This is a genomic window from Nostoc cycadae WK-1 (genome assembly GCF_002897135.1).
Lineage (GTDB): Bacteria > Cyanobacteriota > Cyanobacteriia > Cyanobacteriales > Nostocaceae > Nostoc_B.
On sequence record NZ_DF978428.1, the window covers coordinates 1 to 25,972 of the forward strand.

General features: G+C 39.1%; 27 protein-coding genes and 1 pseudogene. 15 read left to right on the forward strand and 13 right to left on the reverse strand.

What is annotated here, in order from left to right; translation table 11 throughout:
* Window positions 1-116: 116 nt before the first annotated feature.
* The 3 genes and pseudogenes from grxC to NCWK1_RS12645 form a co-directional block, all read right to left on the reverse strand.
* Window positions 117-428: a glutaredoxin 3 gene (gene grxC, locus NCWK1_RS12635; RefSeq protein ID WP_096583520.1), complete on the reverse strand. Its 312-nt coding sequence runs from the start codon at window positions 426-428 to the stop codon at window positions 117-119.
* Between the two features lie 47 nt (window positions 429-475).
* Window positions 476-1,018, reverse strand: coding sequence for a hypothetical protein (locus tag NCWK1_RS12640; protein ID WP_103124972.1), 543 nt, complete (start codon window positions 1,016-1,018; stop codon window positions 476-478).
* Between the two features lie 30 nt (window positions 1,019-1,048).
* A pseudogene (locus tag NCWK1_RS12645) lies at window positions 1,049-1,622 on the reverse strand (DUF981 family protein).
* A gap of 397 nt (window positions 1,623-2,019) precedes the next feature.
* Between NCWK1_RS12645 and glpX the strand changes: the two are divergent.
* Both glpX and NCWK1_RS12655 read left to right on the forward strand, forming a co-directional pair.
* Window positions 2,020-3,057, forward strand: coding sequence for a class II fructose-bisphosphatase (gene glpX / locus NCWK1_RS12650; RefSeq protein ID WP_103124973.1), 1,038 nt, complete (start codon window positions 2,020-2,022; stop codon window positions 3,055-3,057).
* A gap of 137 nt (window positions 3,058-3,194) precedes the next feature.
* A complete protein-coding gene (locus tag NCWK1_RS12655; protein WP_096583516.1) occupies window positions 3,195-4,481 on the forward strand; it encodes a glutamyl-tRNA reductase in 1,287 nt (428 codons plus the stop codon).
* Window positions 4,482-4,662: 181 nt separating this feature from the next.
* On the opposite strand, the gene NCWK1_RS12660 is transcribed toward NCWK1_RS12655, so the two are convergent.
* Window positions 4,663-5,310: a Uma2 family endonuclease gene (locus NCWK1_RS12660; protein WP_103124974.1), complete on the reverse strand. Its 648-nt coding sequence runs from the start codon at window positions 5,308-5,310 to the stop codon at window positions 4,663-4,665.
* A gap of 671 nt (window positions 5,311-5,981) precedes the next feature.
* Between NCWK1_RS12660 and NCWK1_RS12670 the strand changes: the two genes are divergently transcribed.
* Window positions 5,982-6,572 (forward strand): DUF2087 domain-containing protein, encoded by a 591-nt coding sequence (locus NCWK1_RS12670; protein ID WP_103124976.1) that lies wholly within the window; start codon window positions 5,982-5,984, stop codon window positions 6,570-6,572.
* A gap of 88 nt (window positions 6,573-6,660) precedes the next feature.
* Here NCWK1_RS12670 and NCWK1_RS12675 read toward each other — a convergent pair whose 3' ends face one another.
* Complete coding sequence (locus NCWK1_RS12675) at window positions 6,661-7,443, reverse strand: ABC transporter ATP-binding protein (protein ID WP_103124977.1); 783 nt, start codon at window positions 7,441-7,443, stop codon at window positions 6,661-6,663.
* Window positions 7,433-8,566 carry a branched-chain amino acid ABC transporter permease gene (locus tag NCWK1_RS12680; protein WP_103124978.1) on the reverse strand — a complete coding sequence of 378 codons (1,134 nt, stop codon included), beginning with the start codon at window positions 8,564-8,566 and terminating at the stop codon, window positions 7,433-7,435. Before NCWK1_RS12680 ends, NCWK1_RS12675 begins: the two co-directional genes overlap by 11 nt.
* Before the next feature lie 175 nt (window positions 8,567-8,741).
* Here NCWK1_RS12680 and NCWK1_RS12685 point away from each other — a divergent pair, with 175 nt between their 5' ends.
* The 3 genes from NCWK1_RS12685 (at window position 8,742) to NCWK1_RS12695 (ending at window position 11,007) form a co-directional block, all read left to right on the forward strand.
* Window positions 8,742-8,939, forward strand: coding sequence for a hypothetical protein (locus NCWK1_RS12685; protein ID WP_015111825.1), 198 nt, complete (start codon window positions 8,742-8,744; stop codon window positions 8,937-8,939).
* Between the two features lie 118 nt (window positions 8,940-9,057).
* Window positions 9,058-9,315: a cytotoxic translational repressor of toxin-antitoxin stability system gene (locus NCWK1_RS12690; RefSeq protein WP_096583506.1), complete on the forward strand. Its 258-nt coding sequence runs from the start codon at window positions 9,058-9,060 to the stop codon at window positions 9,313-9,315.
* A gap of 105 nt (window positions 9,316-9,420) precedes the next feature.
* Entirely contained in the window at window positions 9,421-11,007 is a 1,587-nt protein-coding gene (locus NCWK1_RS12695) for a glucose-6-phosphate isomerase (RefSeq protein WP_103124979.1), read from the forward strand.
* A gap of 142 nt (window positions 11,008-11,149) precedes the next feature.
* Here NCWK1_RS12695 and NCWK1_RS12700 read toward each other — a convergent pair whose 3' ends face one another.
* On the reverse strand, window positions 11,150-11,806 hold the full coding sequence (locus NCWK1_RS12700) for a Nif11-like leader peptide family natural product precursor (RefSeq protein WP_103124980.1): 657 nt from the start codon (window positions 11,804-11,806) through the stop codon (window positions 11,150-11,152).
* 643 nt (window positions 11,807-12,449) lie between these two features.
* On the opposite strand from NCWK1_RS12700, the gene NCWK1_RS12705 reads away from it, so the two are divergent.
* The 3 genes from NCWK1_RS12705 to NCWK1_RS12715 all read left to right on the forward strand — a co-directional run bounded on the left by NCWK1_RS12705 (window position 12,450) and on the right by NCWK1_RS12715 (window position 13,720).
* Window positions 12,450-12,944, forward strand: coding sequence for a hypothetical protein (locus tag NCWK1_RS12705; protein ID WP_103124981.1), 495 nt, complete (start codon window positions 12,450-12,452; stop codon window positions 12,942-12,944).
* Window positions 12,945-12,977: 33 nt separating this feature from the next.
* Window positions 12,978-13,229 (forward strand): translation initiation factor, encoded by a 252-nt coding sequence (locus NCWK1_RS12710; RefSeq protein ID WP_103124982.1) that lies wholly within the window; start codon window positions 12,978-12,980, stop codon window positions 13,227-13,229.
* A gap of 299 nt (window positions 13,230-13,528) precedes the next feature.
* Window positions 13,529-13,720: a hypothetical protein gene (locus NCWK1_RS12715; protein ID WP_103124983.1), complete on the forward strand. Its 192-nt coding sequence runs from the start codon at window positions 13,529-13,531 to the stop codon at window positions 13,718-13,720.
* Window positions 13,721-14,167: 447 nt separating this feature from the next.
* On the opposite strand, the gene NCWK1_RS29565 is transcribed toward NCWK1_RS12715, so the two are convergent.
* Window positions 14,168-14,329: a hypothetical protein gene (locus tag NCWK1_RS29565; RefSeq protein ID WP_187308139.1), complete on the reverse strand. Its 162-nt coding sequence runs from the start codon at window positions 14,327-14,329 to the stop codon at window positions 14,168-14,170.
* A gap of 334 nt (window positions 14,330-14,663) precedes the next feature.
* Between NCWK1_RS29565 and NCWK1_RS12725 the strand changes: the two genes are divergently transcribed.
* Window positions 14,664-17,114 (forward strand): NACHT domain-containing protein, encoded by a 2,451-nt coding sequence (locus tag NCWK1_RS12725; RefSeq protein ID WP_103124985.1) that lies wholly within the window; start codon window positions 14,664-14,666, stop codon window positions 17,112-17,114.
* Window positions 17,115-17,163: 49 nt separating this feature from the next.
* On the opposite strand, the gene mdh is transcribed toward NCWK1_RS12725, so the two are convergent.
* The 5 genes from mdh to NCWK1_RS12750 all read right to left on the reverse strand — a co-directional run bounded on the left by mdh (window position 17,164) and on the right by NCWK1_RS12750 (window position 20,885).
* Window positions 17,164-18,129, reverse strand: coding sequence for a malate dehydrogenase (mdh, locus tag NCWK1_RS12730; RefSeq protein WP_103124986.1), 966 nt, complete (start codon window positions 18,127-18,129; stop codon window positions 17,164-17,166).
* A 196-nt stretch (window positions 18,130-18,325) separates the two neighbouring features.
* Window positions 18,326-18,541, reverse strand: a complete 216-nt coding sequence (ndhO, locus tag NCWK1_RS12735) for an NAD(P)H-quinone oxidoreductase subunit O (RefSeq protein ID WP_096585656.1) — start codon at window positions 18,539-18,541, stop codon at window positions 18,326-18,328.
* A 176-nt stretch (window positions 18,542-18,717) separates the two neighbouring features.
* The gene (locus tag NCWK1_RS12740) at window positions 18,718-19,554 is read right to left on the reverse strand and encodes a DNA-formamidopyrimidine glycosylase (RefSeq protein WP_096583490.1); all 837 of its coding nucleotides are present in this window, start codon (window positions 19,552-19,554) and stop codon (window positions 18,718-18,720) included.
* Window positions 19,555-19,793: 239 nt separating this feature from the next.
* Window positions 19,794-20,006, reverse strand: a complete 213-nt coding sequence (locus NCWK1_RS12745) for a photosystem I reaction center subunit IV (protein WP_096583488.1) — start codon at window positions 20,004-20,006, stop codon at window positions 19,794-19,796.
* A 294-nt stretch (window positions 20,007-20,300) separates the two neighbouring features.
* Window positions 20,301-20,885: a PAP/fibrillin family protein gene (locus NCWK1_RS12750; RefSeq protein ID WP_096583486.1), complete on the reverse strand. Its 585-nt coding sequence runs from the start codon at window positions 20,883-20,885 to the stop codon at window positions 20,301-20,303.
* Window positions 20,886-21,136: 251 nt separating this feature from the next.
* On the opposite strand from NCWK1_RS12750, the gene NCWK1_RS12755 reads away from it, so the two are divergent.
* The 5 genes from NCWK1_RS12755 (at window position 21,137) to NCWK1_RS12775 (ending at window position 25,958) form a co-directional block, all read left to right on the forward strand.
* Window positions 21,137-21,379, forward strand: a complete 243-nt coding sequence (locus tag NCWK1_RS12755; protein ID WP_096583484.1) for a DUF3134 domain-containing protein — start codon at window positions 21,137-21,139, stop codon at window positions 21,377-21,379.
* Between the two features lie 81 nt (window positions 21,380-21,460).
* Window positions 21,461-22,564: a phospho-N-acetylmuramoyl-pentapeptide-transferase gene (gene mraY / locus NCWK1_RS12760; protein WP_103125134.1), complete on the forward strand. Its 1,104-nt coding sequence runs from the start codon at window positions 21,461-21,463 to the stop codon at window positions 22,562-22,564.
* Window positions 22,565-22,713: 149 nt separating this feature from the next.
* Window positions 22,714-23,649, forward strand: a complete 936-nt coding sequence (locus tag NCWK1_RS12765; protein WP_187308140.1) for a lysophospholipid acyltransferase family protein — start codon at window positions 22,714-22,716, stop codon at window positions 23,647-23,649.
* A gap of 644 nt (window positions 23,650-24,293) precedes the next feature.
* Window positions 24,294-24,521: a hypothetical protein gene (locus NCWK1_RS12770; RefSeq protein WP_103124987.1), complete on the forward strand. Its 228-nt coding sequence runs from the start codon at window positions 24,294-24,296 to the stop codon at window positions 24,519-24,521.
* Between the two features lie 153 nt (window positions 24,522-24,674).
* On the forward strand, window positions 24,675-25,958 hold the full coding sequence (locus NCWK1_RS12775) for an LbetaH domain-containing protein (RefSeq protein WP_103124988.1): 1,284 nt from the start codon (window positions 24,675-24,677) through the stop codon (window positions 25,956-25,958).
* The last annotated feature ends 14 nt before the right edge of the window (window positions 25,959-25,972 follow it).

The window sequence follows — 25,972 nt, forward strand, 5'->3', positions numbered from 1 at the left end:
CCTACCCGACGTGCTTCCGATCTAGGTTTCCAGGTTTAACCTACAGGTAATTCCTGACTCTTATACACATCTAGATGTGTATAAGAGACAGCCTGTAAATTTTTCCACCGGCTTACTTATACTGCTTGAGTCAACAGAGAATCAAGTTGACCTTTGGTGTCTAGCTGATAAATGTCATCACAACCACCAATGTGTTGATTATTAACAAAAATTTGTGGTACTGTTCGACGACCATTAGCTCTTTCTGCCATTTTGGCTCTAGCGGTTTCATCACCGTCGATTTTGTATTCAGTGAAGTTTACGCCTTTCCACCACAGCAACATTTTGGCACGAATGCAGTATGGGCAGGTTTGCCAGGTATAAATTTCGACGTTAGCTTTAACCTTGTCTGGATGACGACCAAGTAGGGGATTGAGGAAGTCCAACATAAGTTTGTATTTTATTGATGTTTGTGAGTTATTTCTAGGCTAGTTTATTATGTTTTACTCCGCCTACCTATCAATTGTTGATAATTAGAAGATAAACGGTATATAAAGCGTGGTATGCCTTCTGGAGATTTAGCGACTTCTTCTTTTTCTACAAAGCCGAGTAAACAAAGTTGTTCTAATCGATAATAAGTCTCTGAGCGACTTCTATTAGTCCACTTTTGCTCGAATGCCTCTTGCTGAAGTCCTCTATTATTATTTGTGGTTTTTGCTTCTATGAAGCTCAGAATATCTTTTTGAGTAGTTGAAAGCAACTTATCTCTTCGCTCAAATAAACTCATTCTAAATTCATTTGGAATAGCTTTTCCTGCATCGAGAGGTAAGTAATATAACAAGGTTGCCAATAAAACAAAAATAATACCCAGTACCAGGGAAGCTAGTCGATACTCTGCATAGGGAGCAACTCCTTTAATTACTGGTAAGTTAAGGTTAGTGGTTAATGCCAAAATGATTAGCAATGCACCCAGTAGAAAAAAAAGAAAGCTAAGAGTGTGTCGTTCTATAAAAATCTGGAATGATTCTAAGATTTTCATAACAATCCTTTAAACTATTGCTTGTGTAATTTAGCGCATAGGTGCGGGAATCCACTGTTGGAAGCTTTCAAAATGACTCCAGTAGGCTAGATATCCGATAAACGCCCAAATCAAAGCAGCCACAATCAACACGACTGTCCCAGTTAATCGCAAAGTACGGTTAGTTTTCCAATACAGAGCAGGTGCGGCAAAAATACCGCCCAAGCCAGTCAGGAGAAAACCTATTCCTGTTAGTACAGGTGTTTTGGTGATGTTTAAATTTATAATGCGGATACCGACAACAACTGCTACCAATCCAGCAAAAAAAGCGTAAATCGCTACTGTCCACAAATCCCAATTTAAAGCTAAGGCGATCGCTGCCGCAATGAACAAAGTTCCGAAAAGGACAGTTGTTTCTCCAAACGCAATAATTGAAGCTACCATGCACAGTCCATGTGAAAATCATGTGTAGCCCAGTTGGCAAGGCAATGGCCCCTGTAATTCCAAACCCAGGAATCCATTGTTTCTGACTTGTGCTAAATAAGCCTCGATTCACGTAATTAGCTAGGAGAACTAATCCAGCAACCATATTGATCAACATAAGAGTGATGTAGTCAATAAACACGCTCAACCTCTGATTTATTTTTCGATGTAGCCAATTTTTTTTCGTAAACTTATACGCAGTTTCTTGACCTAATTTAGTCAATTACACATACAAAAAATACACATTTATTTTGCTGAATTGCTACATTACACTTAAATAAGGCATTACTCATATACTCTCTAAGCCTTGCCCAGCTAAAGCTATGGAGATTTTAACTACTAAGTTAATCTTAATTAGTTAATAGTACAAAAGAACTGTAGTTTCAGCTTACTGGTATTTATTTACATAAATTAGCAGCAAAAATTAACAATTATGTGAGTGAATACTATTTTCCATAGGTATCGGCACTTTGGTAGACTTGAAAACTGAAATGGCCAGATGAAATAACGCAATAGAGAGCAGTTGAGAGGGTGAGTCTGTGGAAAATACGCTTGGGTTAGAAATTATTGAGGTAGTAGAACAAGCCGCGATCGCATCTGCGAAGTGGATGGGTAAAGGCGAAAAGAACACGGCTGACCAAGTAGCAGTAGAAGCAATGCGTGAGCGCATGAATAAAATCTATATGCGTGGTCGCATCGTGATTGGGGAAGGGGAACGTGATGACGCTCCTATGCTGTATATCGGTGAAGAAGTTGGTATCTGCACTAGTCCAGACGCAAAAGACTTTTGTAACCCTGATGAGTTAGTAGAAATTGACATTGCCGTAGACCCCTGCGAAGGTACAAACTTAGTAGCATACGGACAGCCTGGTTCAATGGCTGTGTTGGCAATTTCTGAAAAAGGTGGCTTGTTTGCTGCACCTGACTTCTACATGAAGAAACTAGCAGCACCCCCAGCAGCTAAAGGCAAAGTAGACATTAACAAGTCAGCCACCGAAAACCTCAAGATTCTCTCAGAGTGTCTAGATCGCTCGATTGATGAACTCGTAGTAGTTGTAATGAAGCGCGAACGCCACAACGATTTGATTAAAGAAATCCGCGAAGCGGGAGCCAGAGTCCAACTAATTTCTGATGGTGACGTAGGTGCAGCCATATCTTGTGGTTTTGCGGGAACTAATATCCATGCACTGATGGGTATTGGTGCTGCACCTGAAGGTGTGATTTCTGCGGCGGCTATGCGGGCAATGGGTGGACACTTCCAAGGCCAATTGATCTACGATCCAGCAGTGGTGAAAACAGGTCTAATTGGGGAAAGCAAAGAAGCTAACATTGAGCGTTTGCAGTCTATGAACATCACTGACCCCGATAAGGTCTACGATGCTCATGAACTGGCTTCTGGTCAAAATGTACTGTTTGCTGCTTGCGGAATTACTTCTGGTAATTTAATGCAAGGTGTCCGCTTCTTCCACGGTGGTGCAAGAACTCAAAGTTTGGTTATCTCTAGCCAGTCTAAGACAGCTAGATTTGTCGATACAATCCACATGGTAGAACAGCCTAAGACTCTGCAATTGCACTAGAAATTCGGGAGAGAGATTCATTAAGTCAAAAGTAAAAAGTAAAAAGTAAAAAATATTTTTGTTTTTTACTTTTGCCTTTTGACTTTTTACTTCCATTCCCCAATTGTTAATAACCCATTATTAATTGTTGATAAGAAATGAATATTGCAGTGGTGGGGTTAAGCCATAAAACAGCCCCAGTCGAAATTCGGGAAAAGCTGAGTATTCCAGAACCACAAACTGAAAGTGCGATCGCTCATTTAACTAGTTACCCCCACATTGACGAAGTAGCTATACTTAGCACTTGCAACCGTCTGGAAATTTACATTGTGGCTAGTGAAACTGACCAAGGTGTCCGCGAAGTTACTCAGTTTCTTTCAGAACACAGCAAATTCCCTGTATCTTCTTTAAGACAACACCTGTTTGTGCTACTGCACGAAGACGCTGTAATGCACATTATGCGGGTAGCAGCAGGATTAGATAGCTTAGTCCTCGGAGAAGGTCAGATTCTGGCTCAGGTGAAGAATACTCACAAACTGGGGCAGCAATACAGTGGTATAAAAACAATTTTGAATCGATTATTTAAACAAGCAATTACAGCGGGTAAGCGAGTACGTACCGAAACAAGTATTGGCACTGGTGCTGTTTCTATTAGTTCGGCGGCTGTGGAGTTGGCACAAATCAAAGCTGCTAATTTATCTGCTTGTCGAGTGGCAATTCTCGGTGCTGGCAAAATGTCGCGGTTGTTGGTGCAACATTTAATTTCTAAAGGTGCGGGACAAATTAGTATTGTAAATCGCTCCCGCGATCGCGCCCAGGAATTAGCCAAGCAGTTCTCTGACCAACCAATCCGCATTCATTTGCTGGCGGAAATGATGACCGTAATTGCCGAAAGCGATTTAGTATTTACTAGTACATCTGCAACAGAGCCAATACTTGACCGCGCCAAGTTAGAAATAGTTTTAGAACCTGGCCGTCCTTTGATGTTATTTGATATCTCTGTGCCGCGTAACGTACACTCAGATGTCAATGAACTAGCACATGTCCAGGCGTTTAATGTTGATGATTTAAAAGCAGTAGTTGCACAGAACTACGAAAGCCGACGCAAAATGGCTCAAGAAGCCGAAAAACTTTTAGAAGAAGAAATTGAAGCTTTTGATATTTGGTGGCGCAGTTTAGAAACTGTAACTACTATCAGCTGTCTGCGAAATAAAATCGAAACCATCCGCGAACAAGAGTTGGAAAAAGCTTTGTCGCGTTTGGGTTCGGAATTTGGAGACAAACATCAGGAAGTGATCGAAGCTTTAACAAGAGGAATCGTTAACAAAATTTTACACGATCCGATGGTGCAATTACGAGCGCAACAGGATGTCGAGGCGAGACGACGTTGTATGCAAACGCTACAAATGTTGTTTAACCTTGATGTGGAAGAGCAGTTTGGTTAAAAAAGAGTGTAGGGGTGAAAGGGTATAGAGGGGTAAAGGTGAAAGGAGTCATGATTCTTTCGTCAGTTTTGTAGTCATTGCTCATTCAACTTAAATTAGTTAAGTTAACTTGGTTAATCTTTTCTCTGACACCCTCACACCTCTACACCCAGCCTCAATAGATAACTTTTGTGCTTAAATTTTATTTTGATGCGATCGCCACTTCAAATTCTTCCAAAGCCTGAAGATTGCCTACTTGCCAAGCGCGTTCCACAAAAGTAGGAATGATTTGCTTGATTGGTATGTCTTCAAATACAGGACTATCATCAGAAACTAAATAAATTCCATCACGCAATACATAAATTTTTAGTGTGCCGCTATCATAAACCCAAAGTTCCGGCACGCCAATGGCTGCATAAGCATCAAGTTTGGTTTTAGAAGTGACATCAGATTGAATTGCCAAATCGGGTGGTGGGTCGTCAGGTTCCAAGCGACGACGGCCAATCATACGTTGGTAATTTTGGATGTAAAAGCAAGCGTCGGGTTCAACTCCAGCTATACCTTCCCTTTTGAAAGTAGTGGAACCAAAAGGTTGGTATCTCAGACCTTTTAGCTTTAGCAATATTTTGACAATATCTGAAAGCATGTCTCTGGGTATTTCATGTTCAGGTAAAGGAACCATAATTTCTAAAGTACCCTGGCTATATGCTACTCTCGCACGCCGCTTGTGTCCCAATTCCTCTAAAATCGCCTCGAATTCTGACCAACTGACATCTGGTATAGTAACTGCACTACCAGGAGCCAATTGCATCTGGCTAACAGGTTTTGCTACGGGAATAACAGCAGTCATAATTTCAAGAAGGGAAATATTGTATATTACTTTATCAAATAAATTCTCTTGGCTGGTTTTTGGTCAAGAGAACCGAGCATGATTTTTGAACATTTTTAATTAAAAATAAACACAGATAATTGTTTGTGTTTAATTAAAATATAATTTATTGCCAGAAATATTGTGTGCCTACACAACTTTGTATTTGCTATCTCGGATTTGTTTTTCTTAGGCTAGACTAGTAATCTATGTCAATTAATCATTCACATTGTTGTGGCGATCGCTACTCAATATCGGCAATATTTTTAATTTTTAATCATTATTATTTCAATTACTTATATAAGAGGTCTTGTCCTCGCTTGATAGTCTAGTTTTTGTAATTGTGGAAACTTGCGCTCTTTGAAGTGCTACGTATAAAGTAGATTGGTCTACATCTAAAAATTTAGCCGCCTGTACAACATAAGTACCTTGTTTAATTATTTTGTTTATTCTTTTTCTAGCTAACGAATGTTTCAGCATAGCGAAATGTAAAGAACAACTTAAGAAATTTCATTTTTTTCCTAAACAAATCGCAAAATTGACATTAATTAAAAAAATAAGTGATGGGAAATTAGCGCTGCATTTTAGGAGGACAGCACGAATAATTCGATTTCTTTCTAATTAGATCGGGGTCGAATTAATGATAAAAAATTATGAGAAAAGAACAGTTTAAGACCCTACTACGATTTTTTAAAGTGTTAGCAGACGAAAGTAGATTGAAGATTGTAGGTATTTTGGCAAACCAAGAGTGTAGTGTGGAAGAATTAGCAGCACTCATGCAACTTAAAGAACCGACAGTATCTCACCATTTGGCGAAACTTAAAGAAGTAAATTTGGTGACTATGCGCCCTGATGGTAACAGCCGTTTGTATCAGCTAGATAGTGAAGCCTTAGAAAAAATTAGCCAGGAAATTTTTACTCCAGGAAACATAGCTTCTTTAATTAGCCAGATAGATACTGAAGCTTGGGAAAGCAAAGTTTTGAATAATTATCTAGAAAGCAATCCCACCAGCTTAGATGGAGTTCAACGCCTCAAAGAAATTCCCGTTAGTCGCAAAAAGCGCTTAGTAATTCTCAAATGGTTGTCTACTAAATTTGAGTTAGAAGTTGAATATTCTGAACAGATGGTGAACGAAATTCTCGGTCGTTATCATCCTGACTACCTTACCTTGCAACGCGAGTTAGTTAGTTACAAATTCATTCAGCGAAAGGATGGAATTTATTGTCGGAATCTACAAGATTGAGAATGCTGAACAAAAAATTAAGAATTCAGTAGTCAGCAACCAGAATGTTATTCGGAAGTTCTGACTCCTGAGTGGATTAGATCGAAAATTACTTTCCTAAATAAGCTTCTAAAACTTGGGAGTTAGTTTGAATTTCGCTAGGAGAACCATCAGCTAAATTCTGACCTTCAGCCAGTACCCAAACGCGATCGCACAAGGACATAATCACATCCATATTATGTTCAATAATTAAAAATGTCAGACCGTCTTGGCGGTTCCAGGTGACAATGCGATCGCATATATCATCAATTAATCTTGGGTTTACTCCAGCTGCTGGTTCATCCAACAAAATCAACTTGGGATTAGTCATTAGCGCCCTACCCATTTCTAGCAGCTTGCGTTGTCCACCAGACAAGCATCCAGCGTAATCTTGCGCTTTCTGCGCTAACCCCACAGACTCTAACAAAAACATTGCCCGTTCTTGTAATTGTTTTTCTTCTTTGGCGACTAAGTGGGGTTGGAGTTGCACTTGCCAAAAACTTTCACCTGTTTGCTTTTGCGCCGCCAGTAACATATTTTCCAACACCGACAACCGCGAGAGAGTCCGCGCTACCTGAAAAGTGCGGACTAGTCCCTGTTGGGCAATTTGATATGGTTGCAACTGCTGGATTTGTTCGCCATCAAAAATCACTCGTCCCTTATCTGGACGAATAAAGTTAGAAAGTAAGTTAAATAAAGTAGTTTTACCCGCACCATTGGGGCCAATCAACCCAGTGATGCTACCTTTGAGAACTTCAATTTTTGCCTCATTGACTGCTTTGATCCCGCCAAAGCTTTTGCAAAGTCCAGAGGCTGCTAACAAGGGAAGTGGCGATGATTGGTTATTTACCAAGGGTGAGTTCCTCCTTTTTCCCTAAGATACCTTGAGGTCGCCAAATCATTAGCACCATTAAAATTAAACCAATTACCATAATCCGAAATGCACCCAGACGCGCTTCATCTAGAGGAATAATTCTGGGTAGAACTTCTCTAGTAATGGCATCGTAAGCAAAGTAAATCACTGCACCTAAAATTGTGCCAATGTTATTTCCAGAACCGCCCAAAATTACCATAATCCAAGCGTCAAAAGTTAGCTGCGGTTGGAAATTATCAGGATAAATTGCACTCAACTGCCAAGCAAAGAAAGCACCTGCAACACCTGCGATCGCACCTCCCAACATCAGAGATTGAATTTTGTACCAAAAAACATTTTTACCCAAAGCTTTGGGGATTTCTTCATCTTCGCGGATAGCTTTTAAGACTCGACCCCAAGGCGATCGCACCAAAATTTCTAACCGCCAAAAGACAAATGCCAACACCAACAACGACAACAACATAAAACCAGCTTTGGGGTTGTAATTATACAATCCAATCACACCAGAAATATAAATTGCTGCTGTCAACAAACCCAAAACAATACCTACCCCTAAACGCGATGCCAGTTCTTGCTTGCTGCTGGTTTTTTTAGAAGTATCGGCCACTAAAAATCTTTGGGCTGTGCGAATCCATCGCCACAAAACAAAAAAAGTCACAGCCGCCAACAGCGTCAGCAACCCAATCATTACCAAGCGAACTGCAAAATTTGGTTCTGATGAGAAAGGGATAGTATAACTTTGCACCCCAAACGCCCCAGATATCCATGTATCACCTACAGGTAATTCTTGGTTATTCACCACCAAACGAATTAACTCACCTGTACCAATAGTGACAATAGCCAGATAATCTTCGCGCAGACGCAGAGTCGCAAAACCAATCACCAAGCCCAACAAAGCCGCCACTACTGCCCCAATAACTGCTGATATCAGTAAAGGAACGCCTTTTAAACTTAACAATATTGTTGTATAAGCTCCCAAGGTCATAAAAGCAATATGACCAAAGTTAATTAACCCCGTAAAGCCCCACTGTAAATTCAGTCCCAGACCAAACAAGGCAAAAATTGCCGTAGAAATTGCCAAAAAAATTAAATAGTCAATCATTTTTTAGTCAATAGTCATTTGTTATTGGTCATTAGTCATTAGTTATTCTCCCCTGCTCCCTCTGCACCCTGCCCCCCTGCCTCTTCTTCGTTCCCAAGATAGTACATCTTACCGTTCACCATTGCCAATTTTTGGGAACAATAGCCTTGACTTTTGGAACATAGTTTATTGATATATGAACTTGCTGCGTATAAGAATCCATCATTTAATTGAGCAGTTAGGGGATGAAGAACTCCAAAGCGTTTGGGAGGATGTTCATGCTTTACATTGTGACTTTTATATGCTTAAAGCTATACAGAAAGTTAAGCAATCTCAGCAGCCTTGGGATATCTTGACTCAGGAAGAAGCGATACAAATTTTAATGTTTTACTGATGCAGTGGTGAACAAGGGGTTAGAGGCTAGAGGCTAGGGACTAATCTCTAGTTGACATCTGATTCCCTTACACCCCTACACCCCTATTCCCTTATACCCCTAATAGAGGTGATGCCTAGTGAGTGTGGAAATGCGCTATGCCAGGTCTTTTTTAATGGATCTGAAGAGTTTAGAGCCTGCTGCTTATCAGCGGGTATATGATTTTGTGTTTTTTGAATTTGGGGAAAAGTGGCAGCTGCATTGTCTTCCCGAACTGCGACAGCTAGACAGCGAGGGCATTTTTCATCGTTTTACCCTAGATGATTATTTAATTGGAATTGAAATTAGAGGGGAAATTGTCAAGTTTCTGCGGGTCGTACCTATGCCAGATGTTTAAGACGGCAAATTAGCCCAACACTTAAAACTGTATAAGGCTAGGCAGGGATGCACCTGACCTTACATTAAACTTGTCATGGAAAAACAACTTACTTGAGATTTCCCTATGGATGCAATAGCACTTTGGCAAAGATACCAAGATTGGTTATATTTCCACGAGGGATTAGGACTGTACGTAGATGTAAGCCGGATGCGTTTTGATGATGCTTTCGTGGAATCATTGCGTCCGAAGTTTGATAAAGCATTTGGGGATATGGCGGAATTAGAGAAAGGTGCGATCGCCAATCCCGACGAAAATCGCATGGTTGGACACTATTGGTTGCGAAACCCTGATTTAGCACCCACTCCAGAACTGACACAAGAAATTGTCCAAACCCTGGAACAAATTGAAGCCTTTGCCGAAAAAGTCCAAACAGGTGCAATACATCCTCCGCGAGCTAATCGCTTCACTGATATCATCTCCATTGGTATTGGTGGTTCTGCCCTTGGCCCCGAATTTGTCTCTGAAGCCCTTGCTTCTGATTTTCCTCCGCTAAAAATTCACTTTATTGACAATACCGATCCCGCAGGTATTGACCGCATCCTCAACCAACTACGCAACAATCTCGCCAGCACTTTAGTTTTGGTAATCTCCAAATCTGGAGGTACACCAGAACCCCGCAACGGCATGATTGAAGTCAAAAAAGCCTACGCTGGTCATAATCTCGATTTTGCTCAATATGCTGTAGCGATTACCAGCCCTGGTAGTAATTTAGATAAAGTTGCCCAGTCTGAAGGTTGGTTAGCCACATTCCCCATGTATGACTGGGTAGGAGGCCGCACCTCAGAAATGTCTACTGTGGGTTTAGTACCAGCAGCATTACAAGGCATTGATATACGTGCCATGCTAGATGGTGCAAAAGAGATGGATGATGCAACCCGCATCCCTGATATTAAAAAGAACCCAGCGGCTTTGTTGGCTTTGTCTTGGTACTATGCTGGCGATGGTAAAGGCAAAAAAGATATGGTTGTCTTACCTTACAAAGACAGCTTGGCACTGTTCAGCCGCTATTTGCAGCAGCTGGTAATGGAGTCCTTGGGTAAGGAACAAGATTTAGAGGGTAATATCGTTCATCAAGGTATTGCCGTTTATGGTAACAAAGGCTCAACAGACCAACACGCTTACGTTCAACAGTTGCGTGATGGTGTACCCAACTTCTTTGCAACTTTGATCGAAGTTTTGGAAGATCGTCATGGTCAATCCCCAGAAATCGATCCTGGAGTTACATCTGGCGATTATCTCTCTGGTTTCTTGCAAGGAACTCGGAAAGCTCTTTATGAAAATCAGCGCGATTCAATTACTATAACTATTCCTCAAGTTAATGCTCGCACAGTCGGGGCTTTAATTGCTTTGTATGACCGTGCTGTTGGTTTCTATGGCAACTTGGTTAACATTAACGCCTACCACCAACCAGGAGTAGAAGCAGGTAAAAAAGCCGCTGCTGCTATTCTTGATTTGCAAACTAAAGTAGTTACTGTTTTGCAAGCTGAAAAAACGCCCCTTTCTTTGGGAGAAATTGCTGAGAAAGCTGGTGCGCCTGAAGAAGTGGAAGCCATTTACAAGATTCTGCGTCACTTACACGTCAACCAGCGTGGTGTAGTGTTACAAGGAAATCTTGGTGAACCTGGCAGTTTGAAAGTTTCTCTTAGCTGATTTGTTCGAGAATTTTTCGATCAGCTGAGACGACAATAAAGCATCCTGATCTGAAGTAAAAACTTTCGTTCTCAGGATGCTTTACTTTTAATAAGATAGGTAACAGCATTTTTTAATTACGAATTACGAATTACGAACTAAATTACACCACACTGATCAATCGTTGATTAAAGTAGCTCTTGGGTAAAAAGCACTGGTCAAGCAAAAATGGATTGCGCGTATTTTGGCTAAGAAGATTTTCTGACTTATTCACATGACAAAATGGTGGCACAATTCCCCAATACTCTGCTAACCAAATCCAGTATCCTATTTCGACTCTACCGTAATTTGATACTGTGAGGATTTCTCCCACACTATTATTTATGGAAACTAATTCTGGTGAACATTTAATTTCAATTAATAGCCAAGATAATTCTTCAACTGAAAATTGATAGCCATTATCTTGAGCTATTTTAATGAACTGTTGGGGATTTTTTGCCGCAAGTAATTTGTTTTTCAAAGATGGGATTTTTTGTGCCATATCAAACAGATCCCAAATCTGTTTTCTAGTGACGACAAACCAAGCAAGCGCTTCTGGAGTTAAGTTATAACCATTTTCTTCTGCTAATTTAATAAATGGTTCAATACTGTCAGTTTCTCCTAATTGAGCTTTGAGGGAAAAATTCTGCTCTACTAGTAATAAAAAATCAATAATTTTTTGCCATGTATAATGGTCAAAGTGTTGGTTACAATGGACTTTTTCTTTCCAATAGAAATACTTATCATCTCTCAAGAAAAAATTCCAGATTTGATAATACATAGTTTATTTGTTTCAGGTTTAATAATTGGTAGGGATAGTTACCAGTGTAGTAAGTATAATCAGAGTTAATCGACAGTATTAAATAAACTAATATTGTAAATGAAGTTACACAGTAGTTAAGTATAAATTTTTGGTAAATTTTAGAACATAACAACTTAATATCTACCGAAATTAAGAGAATTTAGAATTATGCGATCGCTCTTTATCCCTGAACTTTGTCAAGCACGGTAATTCTTTAGCCAATTTTTGAAAATTTTATACACAAAATTGTGTGATTATCTCATCTGGTACTTATATCTAAATACACAAACAAACTACAGTGTATGAACTGGTCTACATCAGCAGATACACAAAATAGTTTTGATCCAGTTAACAGAATATTTCTAGAGAATGAATATAGTTTCTCTCAAAAGCAGGAGTAAATACTGCAATTATTACTGCATGATGTGAATCATGAAATTTAAAAATATTTGGAATTGCAAAAGAATTAAGTAGCCAGAACAAGGAACTCACACTATTAAATTGTAAATTGGGTGAGAGATTTAACTGGGTTATTCATCATTTATTGAGAATCTTGGCTCTTGAATTCTCAAGCCTATTCAATAACACAGCATTTAGAAAATGCAGGGTGATGAAAAAATCAATGAACAGTATATATCAAAATCATAAAAAAGCTCCCTTACCTGCGGCTGTACTTCTTTCCGCTTTACTATCAGTTCCTTTTTTAAGTAGCTGTGGTGATGGCTCCCGCACAGCATCACCCCCACCGCCTGTGGATGACACTGTTGGTAGAAACGTAAATTATCCCACTGCTACCAACCCACCCCAAGCTAAAAGAGGATTATCTACTGGACAAAAAGTAGCCGTTTTAGCTGGTGCTGCTGCTCTTTATTACCTTTATAAACAGCGAAAAAATGCCCAAGGAGCAGGGCCAAATGGCAAATATTACCTATCAAAAAATGGGCGTGTTTATTACCGCGATAATCAAGGTCGCGCTCACTGGGTAACGCCGCCACAAGAAGGAATTCGGGTTCCAGAGTCAGAAGCGCAACAGTATCGAGATTTTCAAGGCTATAACGGGCGTTCTACAGGTCGTGATTTAACAAATATTGCTCCCCAAGAAGCGCCAGCTTACTAAATTTATTTAGCACAACAATTCAGGAGAAGCATTATGGTAGACGGCTTTTTTCAAAAAGCGAAAGAGTTTTTCGCAGGTTCAAATAATGATGAGTTTGAGCAAGATAGCGATCGCGAGGTGCGTCCCGCCAGCGAAGATCCCTATGGCGACCCCGCAAATCAAGGCTATGGCGATTTAACTCCCGCTAGTGAAGATCCCTACGGCGACCCTGCTGATGAGTACAGCAATTTAAGTCCCGCTAGTGAAGATCCTTATGGTGATCCTGCTGATGAATATGGACGTTAAGTAAGTAATAAATAATGTCGTGACGATAGATTAAACTGGTGTTGATTAAAGGCGGTGGTATTAATGACCACTGCCTATTTTTTTAGTTATTGAAGAACGAAACAGGCGCAAAATAGTTTTAATAGCTTGGGTGGAAAGTAAAAAGGATTACACTGCTAATTTATAACATTTCTATGTATATTATGGTTGAATTTCTTAATTTTTAAATACTTGATTACTTAATATTGCCGCTCATTGCCGCTTATTACCGCTTAAGGATATAATTTTTAAATTACTACCTTAGAGGGAAGCAATTAATCATGAGCCAAACTGCTATCAATAAGGTTCTAGCTAAAAATGTGTGTAAGCATAAAGCAGGTGATACATGGGAAGCTGGGTGTTGTGGAGAAGATAAACTAGTACAAAAGTATTCTATAAATCTTGAAGAACAAAAGAATGACAATATAAATCCAGTGGAACACACTAGCCCAACCCAATCAATCAAAATATAAATCTGTTAAGAATTTAGCAGACAACTATATTTGTCACTACAATAACTGGCTTGTTTATTTACTCAAACTTAGAGTAATGTATGTTGATTCAATGATTTTGAGTTTTTCTAATGATGTAACTATTTGATTACCTCAAAAGAGATAATTTTTAGCTGCAAAAGGTCATAAATAGTTTTAGGAAGTCAACCGTAGCGGTTGAATACGCAATGTAGTAACTGATTGTGCGAAAGTTCCTCTATATTTCCGTTGTTACTGCCGCCCACAAATATGATACATCTGCAATACTAAAGACAAGACTAGGCAAAAAAATTGGCCTAGGCTTAAACCCAGAGGCTTCCTAGACCAAAATATAAAATTATTATCTAATTCCAAAGTATCATACATCTCTAAAGTATGATAGCTAGATTATTTTGCTGTCTGAGTTCCTCTGGGGTTCATTCTCAAGTATTACGAAGGCATAATAATGCTAAACTCAGAACAGTCAGTTAGTAACAATACTTCACATTGCTGTGAATTAGCTCCACTACCAATAGATCCTATCCAGGAATTACCACAAGATAGTACAGTCAGCTTCATAATTGCTACCGCAGTTTTAATACGAGCTGTCACAGAGCTAATTCAGGTCTTGCTTATGGTTAAACGGCAGAAACCAAATCAGTAAAAGTCATCAATTCTTAATAAATTGACAAATCATATAATCATACCTCTAGCGAATATGCTGGAGGTTTTTTAATCTCACCACACATTATCATAATCTAAGAGTTTTAATCAATAGGCGGTAATAGGCGGCAATAGGCGGTAATTTGATATATTTTCTAATTTTTACCGCTATCGTCAATATAAAATATTGATATGTTACTAAATCATTAGTTATTATCTTTCATCATTTATTTTATGTATCAAGACATCTAGAAGACAAAAATAATTACAGAGGAGATTACTAGTGGTAGCAATTGAAGTTGATAAAGAAGTATTTAATAAATTAAAACAATCTTATCAAGAAAAGTTTGGAAAGTCTTTCAAAAAGCTTATATCTAAACTTCATCAAAAATTTAATAAAGAGTTTGAAGAAAATGATGGGGACGATTTAATATCTGAGCGAACAATTCGTAATTTTTTCAATTCCTCATCTCCTCCAAAGATGAGAGAGGTTAATCTTAATTATTTATGTAATATTCTGCTTGATTGCGAAAGTTATCAACAAGCAGTAAATCAATTTTGTTCTGTCTCTAATTATGTAAAAAGAAGCTGGCTAGAATCTTATTTAGAACATATTAGGAGAGAATGCAACAGTGTAAAAGTCTTAACTATGGATAAACCAGTTTCGTTGAATGATATTTTTGTTAAAGTCAATATTATAGAAAGTATTAAAGGACGGCAAGCAGAACTACAAGCAATATTCTCAAAAGAGAAGTATCATAGGGAGCTTAATTGTAATAGATTTGGTCAGGTAGTACTTAAAACAGGAGTTCCTGGTATAGAAGTAGTCAAAAAACACCACCAACTAATGATTTGGGGAATGGCGGGAGCAGGTAAGACTACTTTCTTAAAATATCTAGCTATGCATTTACCTTCTGAACTTTGTGTTTCAGAAAATGTATTAGAAGCAGCTTTACCATTTTTTATCTCGCTTAAGAAGCTTGCAGAAAATCAAAATAAATTGAGTTTATTTGAAGCACTAATCCAAGAATTTGCTAAATCTATTCCTGCTGATTTAACAAATATTAAAAGTCAGGTAGAGCAGTTTATTTACGACTATCTAAATCAAGGAAAATGTTTAATTTTTCTTGATGGTTTAGATGAAGTATTAGCTAAAGATATTCATAATATATATAAACAGATTGATGAGTTTAATGAAAAATATAATAACGGTAATTATGTAGTTATTACTTGTCGGCATGGAGCTTGCGAATATGTATTTAAAAATTTTATAGAAGTAGAAATTGCTGACTTTGATGAAAAAGAAATTGAAGAATTTATAAAAAGATGGTTTAAAAATTCTCATAATCAAAACAAATTAGAACAGTTTTTAGCAAAACTTGAAGCAAACAAATCTATCAAAGAATTAGCTAAAAATCCATTATTACTGACACTGTTATGTTTAGTCGCAGGAGAAAACTATGACCTACCTGTCAATCGGTATTCATTATATGAAGAAGCAGTAGACATACTTCTCAGAAAATGGGATGCAACTCGTAATATAGAACGGAGTAAAAATTATACAGATAAGCTATCACGCCAACGCAAATTAAATATGTTAGGAGAGATAGCTTATCATGCTTTTATCCAAAAGCCCCAAAAATATTTTTGGCATAAGTGGGAAATTCAAGAACAAATTCGTAAATTTATTGAAAACATTGATGGAATTAATAAAAATATAGAAGATGAAAGTCAAAATATATTGAAAGCAATGGAAGCTCATAATGGAATTTTAACAGAACAAGCTAAGGGTATTTATAGCTTTTCACATTTAACATTTCAAGAGTATTTTACGGCTCAACATATATTGGAAAGTCGTGAATCTATTCTTGAGAAAGAAATTATTAAACAGCATTTAACTGATCCTCAGTGGCGAGAGGTATTTGTCATTATTGGTTCACGCCTTGCTAAAGCTGATGATTTTTTAAAAGAGATTTTTTTCTATACCAATGAAATAGTTAAAAGTGATGAGTTACAAAAAATGCTAAAATGGCTAGATAAGTTAACAAATTCATTTGAAGTTGTATCTAGTTCATGGAGAGCAATGTATTTAACTATAGATCTAGATACAGACTTATATATTGATAATGAGATATGTGTTGACAGAAGGATAGCTGAAAGCATCTCTATCAAGCTAAGGAATATAAATGAAAAAAATGATAATATTATACCTACCAAAGCGAAATGTTTTATAGCACGTAATTTATCGGTAATTCATAGTTTTTCAATTGATAAGGCATACGGTAGAAACTGGAAACTGCAAGCAGCCAGTGAGTTTATCAAGAAAAGATTAGGTATTGATGATAATTTTAATATTGACTTCAAGTTAAATGAAAGTATTGATTTAGCAACTACAAATGGTTATTTGAATCTAGGAGAAGCACTAAAATTTCTCCAATCTTGTAAACCTTGCTATGATAGTTCTGAATTGGAATGGCAACAGTGGGCAGATAATTTACAAAAAGTTATGAGTGGTTATTTAGATATTGGTTATGATGTCAAGTTTTCGGAAGAAGATGCTAAAGCTCTAGATAAATACCTTTATCTTAACAATCTTCTTTTAGATTGTATTTTAGCAGATAGCTATGCTTTTAAAGATTTGCGAGAAGAATTGATAAATCACCTATTGCTACCTAAAGATCGTATTCCACTACATTTGTTTGGTTCTGATATGAATCGTAATATTGGCCGATAATTAAAGAGAAAGGAGAGTTACATCATTGGCTAAAACATAAATATCATAATTATATGGTCGTGGCTAAAATTTCTTGCGATCGCTCGATATTTTTCCGCACAGATTTAGCTGAAGTCTGCAAAGCTTCACGTTCGCTATCACTTAAATTTAATTCCAAAATACTTTCTATTCCACCACAACCTAAGCGACAAGGCACACCAATTACTACATCATTTAAACCGTATTCACCTTGCAAATAAGTCGCAATTGGTAACAGCCTCGATTGATTTAATAATATTGATTCCACCATTAAACTTGTTGCCGATGCAGGTGCAAAAAACGCACCTCCTGTCTGTATCAATTCGACAATTTCTGCGCCGCCGTTGCGGGTTCTTTCTACTAAACGATCAATTGTAGCTGCATCTAATAATTCTGTGATGGGAATGCCGTTAACTGTGGCATAACGTGATAACGGAACCATTAAATCACCATGACTACCTAACACCATCGCTTTAACATCCGCAGGTAAAACACCCAATTCTAAAGCGATGAAAGTTTCAAAACGGGCTGAGTCTAAAACGCCAGCCATACCCATGATGCGATTACGAGGTAAACCTGTAGCTTGCCAAGCTAAATAAGTCATCACATCTAAAGGGTTGGTGACGACAATAAAAATAGCATTGGGAGAATGTGCGATCGCATTTTTCGCTGCTTCGACTACAATCTTGGCGTTGGTTCTTAGCAAATCATCCCGACTCATCCCCGGCTTCCGCGGAAGTCCAGCTGTTATCACCACAATTTCCGAACCAGCAGTATCAGCATAATTATTGGTACCGATAATCTGACGATTATGTATTTCAATTCCCCTAGCCTCCATTAAATCCAGTGCCAACCCTTGAGGCATACCCTCAACGATATCGAGTAACACCACATCGGCTAAATTTTTCTCAGCAATACGTTGGGCGAGAGTGCTACCAACTCTACCAGCACCAATAATGGTCACAAGAGGTAAATGGCAAGGTATAGAGGAAGACATAGAATTAATTCGTAATTTAATGGAATTTGAGCAGCTTCCGCGTTTAACACCGCGGACTTTGCGTTTGAATCACTACTATATATAGTGGATAACTGCGATCGCCAGCTTGTAACTGAAAAGGTGGGCATTACCCACCTAATAATTGTGATTCGTGTTCAGTCCATCAACCACATCCTTTAGTCTGAGGATGGAATGCTTACTTAAATGCTTCTAGTTGGTCTAAGCGTAACCAAATATTTGGCGTTGGTACTTGTCCGAACTTCACAAAGGCATAATCACCTTTAATATCCACCACTTCACCCTGAGTTTCAAACAAGTAAGCAGGAAAACGTGTATCACTGGCTTTGGCTTCGACACTATTTTCTAGCTTTTCGCGGATAGCGCGAACTACGTCTCCTTTTTTGACTGGCATATATTCCCCTGTTAAGTTTGCAGATTGTCTCATAGAGGATTTTAGCTTGCTACAATATGCCAAATCTCAGAGCGATCGCTTTTACACATTTAATTTATCCATTGCAATCTATTTGAAATAGTAATTCCTACTGTTCAGATCCCCGACTTCTTCAAGAAGTCGGGGATCTAAATCTACTATCGCTGGCACTGTGGACAAAAGTGACTAGAACGCCCACCTAATTTAATTCGCTGAATGACATTACTACAAACTCGGCAAGGTTCCCCAGTACGGTTGTAAACCCAGGCTACACCACCATAGTTACCGTTGATCCCCTTAACGTTCAGGAAGTTACTAAAGGTTGTACCACCAGCTGCAATGCTGGTTTCTAAGACTTCAATAATGACTTGGCGTAACTGCTGAATTTGCTCTAGCTGCAAATCTGTACACAAGGTTTCCGGTAACACGCCACATTTAAATAATGCTTCATCAGCGTAGATGTTACCTAATCCCGCTACGACAGATTGATCTAATAATGCTGTTTTAATGGGACGGCGGCGATTTTGCAGTTTAGCTGCGAGATACTCAACAGTGAATTCTGGTGAAAATGGGTCGGCGGCTAGTTTGGCTAAACCAGTCATCACACTTTCTACAGCCACGCCTGGGGGAACCCACCACATTTGACCGAAGGTGCGTTGGTCAACAAAGCGCAATTCTTGTTGATCCCCAAAAAATATTCTGACTCTTGTGTGCTTGTGCAATGCTTCATCACGGTGCAGCCATAATAATTGACCAGTCATCCGCAAATGTACACCAAGATAGCCAGCCCCAGGAGATAGTTCAGATAAAAGATATTTACCACGGCGGTGCCAAGTCATTATGGCACTACCTTGGATTTTATGAATAAACTCATCAACAGAAAACGGGTAGGCGATGGTGCGATTTAGCAACACATCTCCACCCGTGATGTTTTGATTCAGGGTCAATTGATTTAGACCCCGGCGGACTGTTTCAACTTCAGGCAGTTCAGGCATTGGAACTGATAAGTAAGCAATTTAGCTAGGGGTCGAGAAAGATGAGAGGAAGTACTGTACGCACCTATCGGCGAATATCTATTCTATCGAAAAGAAACCGTAAATACCCGCAGGGCAGTTTCTTTTGCTTAGAGTAGGCTGAGAGGAAGCATGAGAGAACTGAAACTTTACGCTTCATTCTACATACTTAAAGCTTCCCTTCATCATCCCATTAAAGAATCCCCTTTTGGCTTTGCTACTTATTTTTTAGCTTTAGCCTTTGGTGCTTCTGTTTCGACTAATTCATCTAAGGCAAAGTTATTGGTATTGATACCAGCGTAATTTACCTTATCAAAACGGACGATTACTGGGTATTTGATGCCGCTTTGGTCAATAGAAGCCACGGTGCCGACATCTTGGAACCAGTAGGATTCTGGGCGGAGAATACGTACTTTAGAACCACGTTGAACCATGATTATCTTCCCTTTTAGTTATCAATTGCCGATATATAGGGCTATTTGATTTCACTCTACAACCTGAAGGTCTCTACTAGAGGGTTTGTTAAGTTATTTGTCATTAGTCAATGGTCAATGGTCACGATTTACTCTCCCCTGCTCCCCTGCCCCTCTGCTCCCCTGCCTATATCTACCTCTCGTTAGGTTCTAAATAAAAGGTTCATACCTAGAATGGGGTCAGACCCTACTTGACAAAGCGCACATGATGGAATAATTTCGTTTCGTTCGCTAACTCACATCTTAAGGAAAAACTTATGTTCGACGCAAAACAAATACACTACCTTCGTTGCCCCTGCCAATGCGGAGATCATCATCTATATAAGTAATGTCTAACCAGCCTTGTTGGTTTTCGCTTTTAATCGGCACATCAATTCCCGTAAACTTTTTACCTGATTCAATTTGGTGGATAAAACTTTCCGGAGAATTGTAGTCAATTAGACGTTGCAAACCTACAATAGATCGATTAAATTTTACCTGGACACGCCGACCGGAGACTGGCTCAAATTTAGCGGCAACGCTGACTAATCCTTCGAGATAAGGTAAGCCATAAATTTCAGCAATATTGTAAACGCTGGTAGTTTCTACCCGAATACACTGATAAATTTGACCAAGTTTACAAAAAGGTAAACGATCTAGGTTTAAAAGAGCTTTGCTAGTGGTATAAAGTAATAGCCAATTGCCATCTAGCAAGTTACCAGCTTCCACTGGACGTGGTGTTGGATTGAGGTCTTCTAAATTGGCGATCGCCGCTAAGATTGCTTGTTTCTGTGGTTCAGTAGCCAGCAAACCGCGATTTGTCGGAGCGATCGCATTGATTAAAGCCGCTTTTCCCATCATGGTTTATTACCCCAAATCAAGAATGTTGAAAATTCATCCACCTTAAGTTCAATATTGATGTCCTATGTATAAAGCTCAAAAAAGTTTTAAGAATTTATTCCTATCTGTATTACCACTATTAAATAAAATATTTTTGCTAACTTACGGATTTCAGCAGGCAAGACTTGAATCAATAAATAACTAAATTATTACGTTTCAAGTGATAGACTGCTTAATGTCTAGTTACATTAACATTTTGTTTCTTCGTTGATATGTTGAATTCTCCCTTACGTGAAGAACCCCGCAACCAACGCGCTGCCGTAATTCCATTAAAGCAAGAATCCTCCCTTTTAGATTGGTTACAATCCCACGGTCGTTTGATAGCGCGTGATGTGCATGAACCTGATTTTTCTGAGGAAGAAAACGAAGAAATCTCAGACTTTCTCGGTGGAGAAGACGGCATTGCTGATTACCTTGATGATGATGACGACGAGATAGCTATTGAAGAAGATTAGCCCCATCAGGCTAGGGACTTGGTGATAGCTATCGTCCCTGTAATTAAATTTTTTTAGTGTGGAGTGAAGGGAAAAGATCCTGTGGACGCTAAATTATCTCCTAACCAAGGATTAAACATTTCTGGTATCGGTCTTGCTTCTGCCTTAGCCACCGGGCTAGGTGTAGCAGCAGTAGTTTGTGATTTGATGGGGAATAGATTGCCTTGGCAAGGCACATCTCTCACCATGCCTTTGTTGTTGTGTGCCGTGATTTCGGCTGCTGTGGGCTATGTAGTAGTACCTATGCTGCAAGCACTGAAAACTGGACAAATTATCCGCGAAGATGGCCCCCAAGCCCATTTGAAAAAAGCAGGCACACCAACAATGGGTGGGATATTCTTCATCCCTGTTGCGGCGATCGTTGCCTGTATAATGTCTAATTTCGCCACAGAGGTCGTTGCTGTCTCCGCATTAACCCTTAGCTACGGTTTTATCGGTTGGATTGATGACTGGCAAATTCTCCGCCGGAAATCCAACAAAGGTATTTCTCCAAAAATGAAACTAGCTTTGCAAATTGGTTTTGCAGCGCTGTTTTGTATCTGGTTAATGTTTAATCAACCTTTTAATATTACAAATATTGCTTTGCCTTGGGTGAGCTTTGCACTGCCTTTAGGGTTCCTCTTCTGGCCTTTGGCGGGGTTTGTTCTCGTAGCAGAGAGTAATGCAACTAATTTAACTGATGGTATTGATGGTTTAGCAGGTGGAACTGTAGCGATCGCACTTCTAGCGTTAGGTGCTGTAGTCGCCCCAACTTCCCCAGCTTTGATGGTTTTCTGTGCAGCTTTAAGCGGTAGTTGCTTAGGTTTCTTGGCACACAACCGCAACCCAGCCCGCGTATTCATGGGTGATACAGGTTCCTTGGCTTTGGGTGGTGCTTTAGCTGCTGTCGCACTTTTAACAAACAGCTTGGTAGCATTATTTATTCTTAGCGGGATCTTCTTTGTCGAAACCCTGTCTGTAATGGCGCAAGTTGCTTATTACAAAGCAACAAAAGGCCCAGATGGTAAAGGCAAACGATTGTTTAGAATGGCTCCTTTACATCATCATTTAGAGTTAGGTGGCTGGTCAGAATTACAAGTTGTAGCTGTATTTTATATAATCGCTGCGATGTTAGCTGTAATTTGTTTAGCGATCGCCCCTTTCTAAATCTTTAAAAAACTGCTTTAAAAAAAGAACCCTCGAAGTTTCGGGGGTTCTTTTTTAATTGGAAGTGAACTAAATATCATACTTGAGATAAATTAAAAATGCCCAAGCGGTAACAAGGGATATGATGATTACATGAACTCAACGAGGGTGTGATTAATAATTTCGCCAACCATCAACCAGATAGTTTGCTGTCTTTAGATGCTGCTACTATTAAGCGGGTAGAAGAAGGAGTAGCAGCAGCCAGCGATCGCGCTGTGCGTCATACAATCAAAGAAGCCTTGACTCGCTTGGAAGGAATTAACCAAGGACAGACAGAACACCAAATTAATGGTAGTGTACGACGGTTTGTGTTGCGATCGCTCATTCATACTTTATTCAGCGTTCGGGTAGAAAATCTCGAAAAATTACCGCAGACACCAGCAATTCTTGCTGTCAACCATCTTCACCACATCGATCCCTTGCTGTTATTGGCAGAACTCCCCAGCCAGCCGTACTACTATATTTTGGGTGATGCTCGCACCCTTTATAACAAATTATGGAAGCGCTTCATTTTGAGTTTTGCTGGCGGCGTGATTCCTTTGGCGCGGTTGTGGAAAGAAGAAATTGCTGTGATGGAAGCAGCCAAAACTGGAAGACAAGACTTAGCTGAACTAGCCGCCGCAATTCAAGACAATGTTCCATCGGGTGGCGATATCCAGACATTACGCCAAATAGACCGCATTGTTTTAGAGATTTTGGCTCATGGGGATGGGATGATTCTATTTCCTGAAGGAAGACTGGGAAATACTGAAGGTAAATTGCATTTTCCCCTCAAGCGAGGAACGGTGATATATGCTTTACGTGCTAGTGTACCAATAGTACCAGTTGCTCTTATTGGTACTTATGACCTGTATCTCAGGAAACAGTTAACTATTCGCGTTGGCGAACCGTTACATTTTTCGCCAAATACCAAAACCACTAAACAGGAAGTAGAAAGCGCTCTAGAAACTTTGCAAAATGCCATGATAGCTCTGTTGCCAGCTAACTATCAAGAACCAAGAGGAACAAAGTTGTTACGTTACTTCCTTAATCATCTGTTGTGGTGATAGCAGTTGTTAATTCGTAATTAAAAATCTTTTCTAGAACATTAGTTAAATTAATTAATGCTCTATATCCTTATTTATGTCATTGCATAAATGTAATGATAAAACAGACTAATGTTTGTTATATGCTCTCAGTTTCCTACTAAAGTTAATCAAAAAATATATCCTTCGTAAGATAGAGTTTTTTGTAAGTTTATATTTAATCAGATTAGACTTTGTCAGTTGACATTTATATCAGAGAGTATAAGAATTAGCAGATTGTGAAAGTACAAATACAGTAGCAGTAGTGTTTTTAGCTATTGCATCTCATGTTTTCTTTATTTAGAATATCAGATTTAAATTAGATTCTTCCCTAAGATAGATATTTTTTCTTAGCAAGGAATTAATTTTATTTCAAAGTTGAAGATTATAAGCTTAATAATATTTTTATAATTAGCATAGTTTTTATCAATCTCAAAAGCCTAGCATAAGGCAGCAAATAAGAATACAATAAGCTGTTAATTACACCTTGCAGTAATTAACACTTAACTAACTTCGATTTAACACATATTAGGTAAGTTAAATCGCAAAGTTAAAGTTTAGTTTGCTTTAACTTTGCGATTTACCTTGCCAAAAAAACTTAGCAATCTATTAGATATCGAGCAATAATGTTGAAACGTCGCACAATACTAGCGGGTCTATCTGTACTGAGCTTAACCTTGGCGGTGAGTACAAAAGTTTATGGGCAATCTACTAGCGGGCCAGATGCTTGGCAGACTGTTTACAATGATGCAATTTCTGGGGCAACAACAACAATCACAGTTCCGCTTTTGAGTCCATTGGTATCATTTATCCTGCAATTAGTCTACAACTTGACAGGTTTTTGGGGTGGTTAATTTTTTGTCTTGTAACCAAACAGAAAAAGAGTCTAAATAGAGGCTTTGTAGCTTAATTGTTTGGTCAGTTTTTCGTATGCGTTCGCATCAATATATCTAACGCAAATTTTTCCATAGTCTAATATTTCATAGCCCGTGAGGAGTTTTCTTTCTATGTTCAAACCTCGCAAAATTTGTAGTGTCTTAACTACAATTATCCTAGCGTTTGCCATCGCTACACAGATATATATACAACCCGCCCTTGCTTCTGGAGGGACGACGTGTAATCCAACGACAATTAACTTACCTATATGCCCAAGTGCAGCACCTTCAGAGTCAGCTAGTTTCGTTGACCCCACGGCGACAATCACCAACCCCACAAATATTACCTTGGGAGAAAAAGTCTACATCGCACCATTTTCCGAGTTAAACGCTACTAATGCCCCTATTAGCATCGATACAGGTTCTAATATCCAAGACCAGGTAAAAATTATAGCTTCGGGAACAGGTGTGGAGATTGGCGAGCATGTCATTATGGCACACATGGCCACCATCAAAGGAGCAGCTAAAATCGGTACTCAAGGCTCAACTGGGCCTTTTACCGACCCAGTTACCAATACTCAGTTTAGCAACACTATTCCAGAGATATTTCTTGCCTTCAACTGTGAAATAGATGGTGCAACTGTAGAAAGAAACACAGTAGTTAACTTTCTGGCACGGGTTGGCCCTGGTGTTACTTTACCAGCAGGAAAAGTTGTCCTGCCTGGTAAAAATGTCACAACTAACTTACAAGCTAGTAGCGGCACCTTGGGGAAAGTCGCAAACCTGACACAAGCCGACGTTGCATTAATGGAAGGTATCATTGAAGTCAATGAAGCATTTGCCAAAGGATATACAGATTTAGCCAGAACAGACTCAACAAATGTAACAGGAATAAATTACGCTCCAGATACATCTTTTAACTCCGGAGGTCTGCCGCAGATAGGTGGAAGTCCGACCCGTGATCCTAACTATCGTAACCGCATCATCGGCAACATCACTTTCCAAGATTCTTTAGCAACACTCAACAACAAACTAGCTAGTAGAATTTCGCTGCGTGCTGATGAGGGTGAACCTTTTAATGTTGGGTCAATTGCTGGGATGGCAAACGATGTTGTCTTTCACGCTTTAGAAACAACTAGTTTAACTCTTGGTAATGGGATTGGTTATGGGCCTCGCGCTCTAGTTCATGGTGGTAGGCAGGTTGTCAATGGTGTTGCTAATGGCCCTGAAACTAGTGTAGGTGATGCCGTAGGGTTAGGGCCGAACTCCGTTATCTTCCGCGCCAGCATCGGCAACAAGTCAGCACTTGGGCAAAGAAGCGCAGTCTTTAATTCCACGATAGCTCCCAGAACTGCGATCGCTTCTCGAACAATTTATGCCGACAACGGCAGCCTGATTTTACCTGTGGAGTGGTAATCAATTTTGCATAA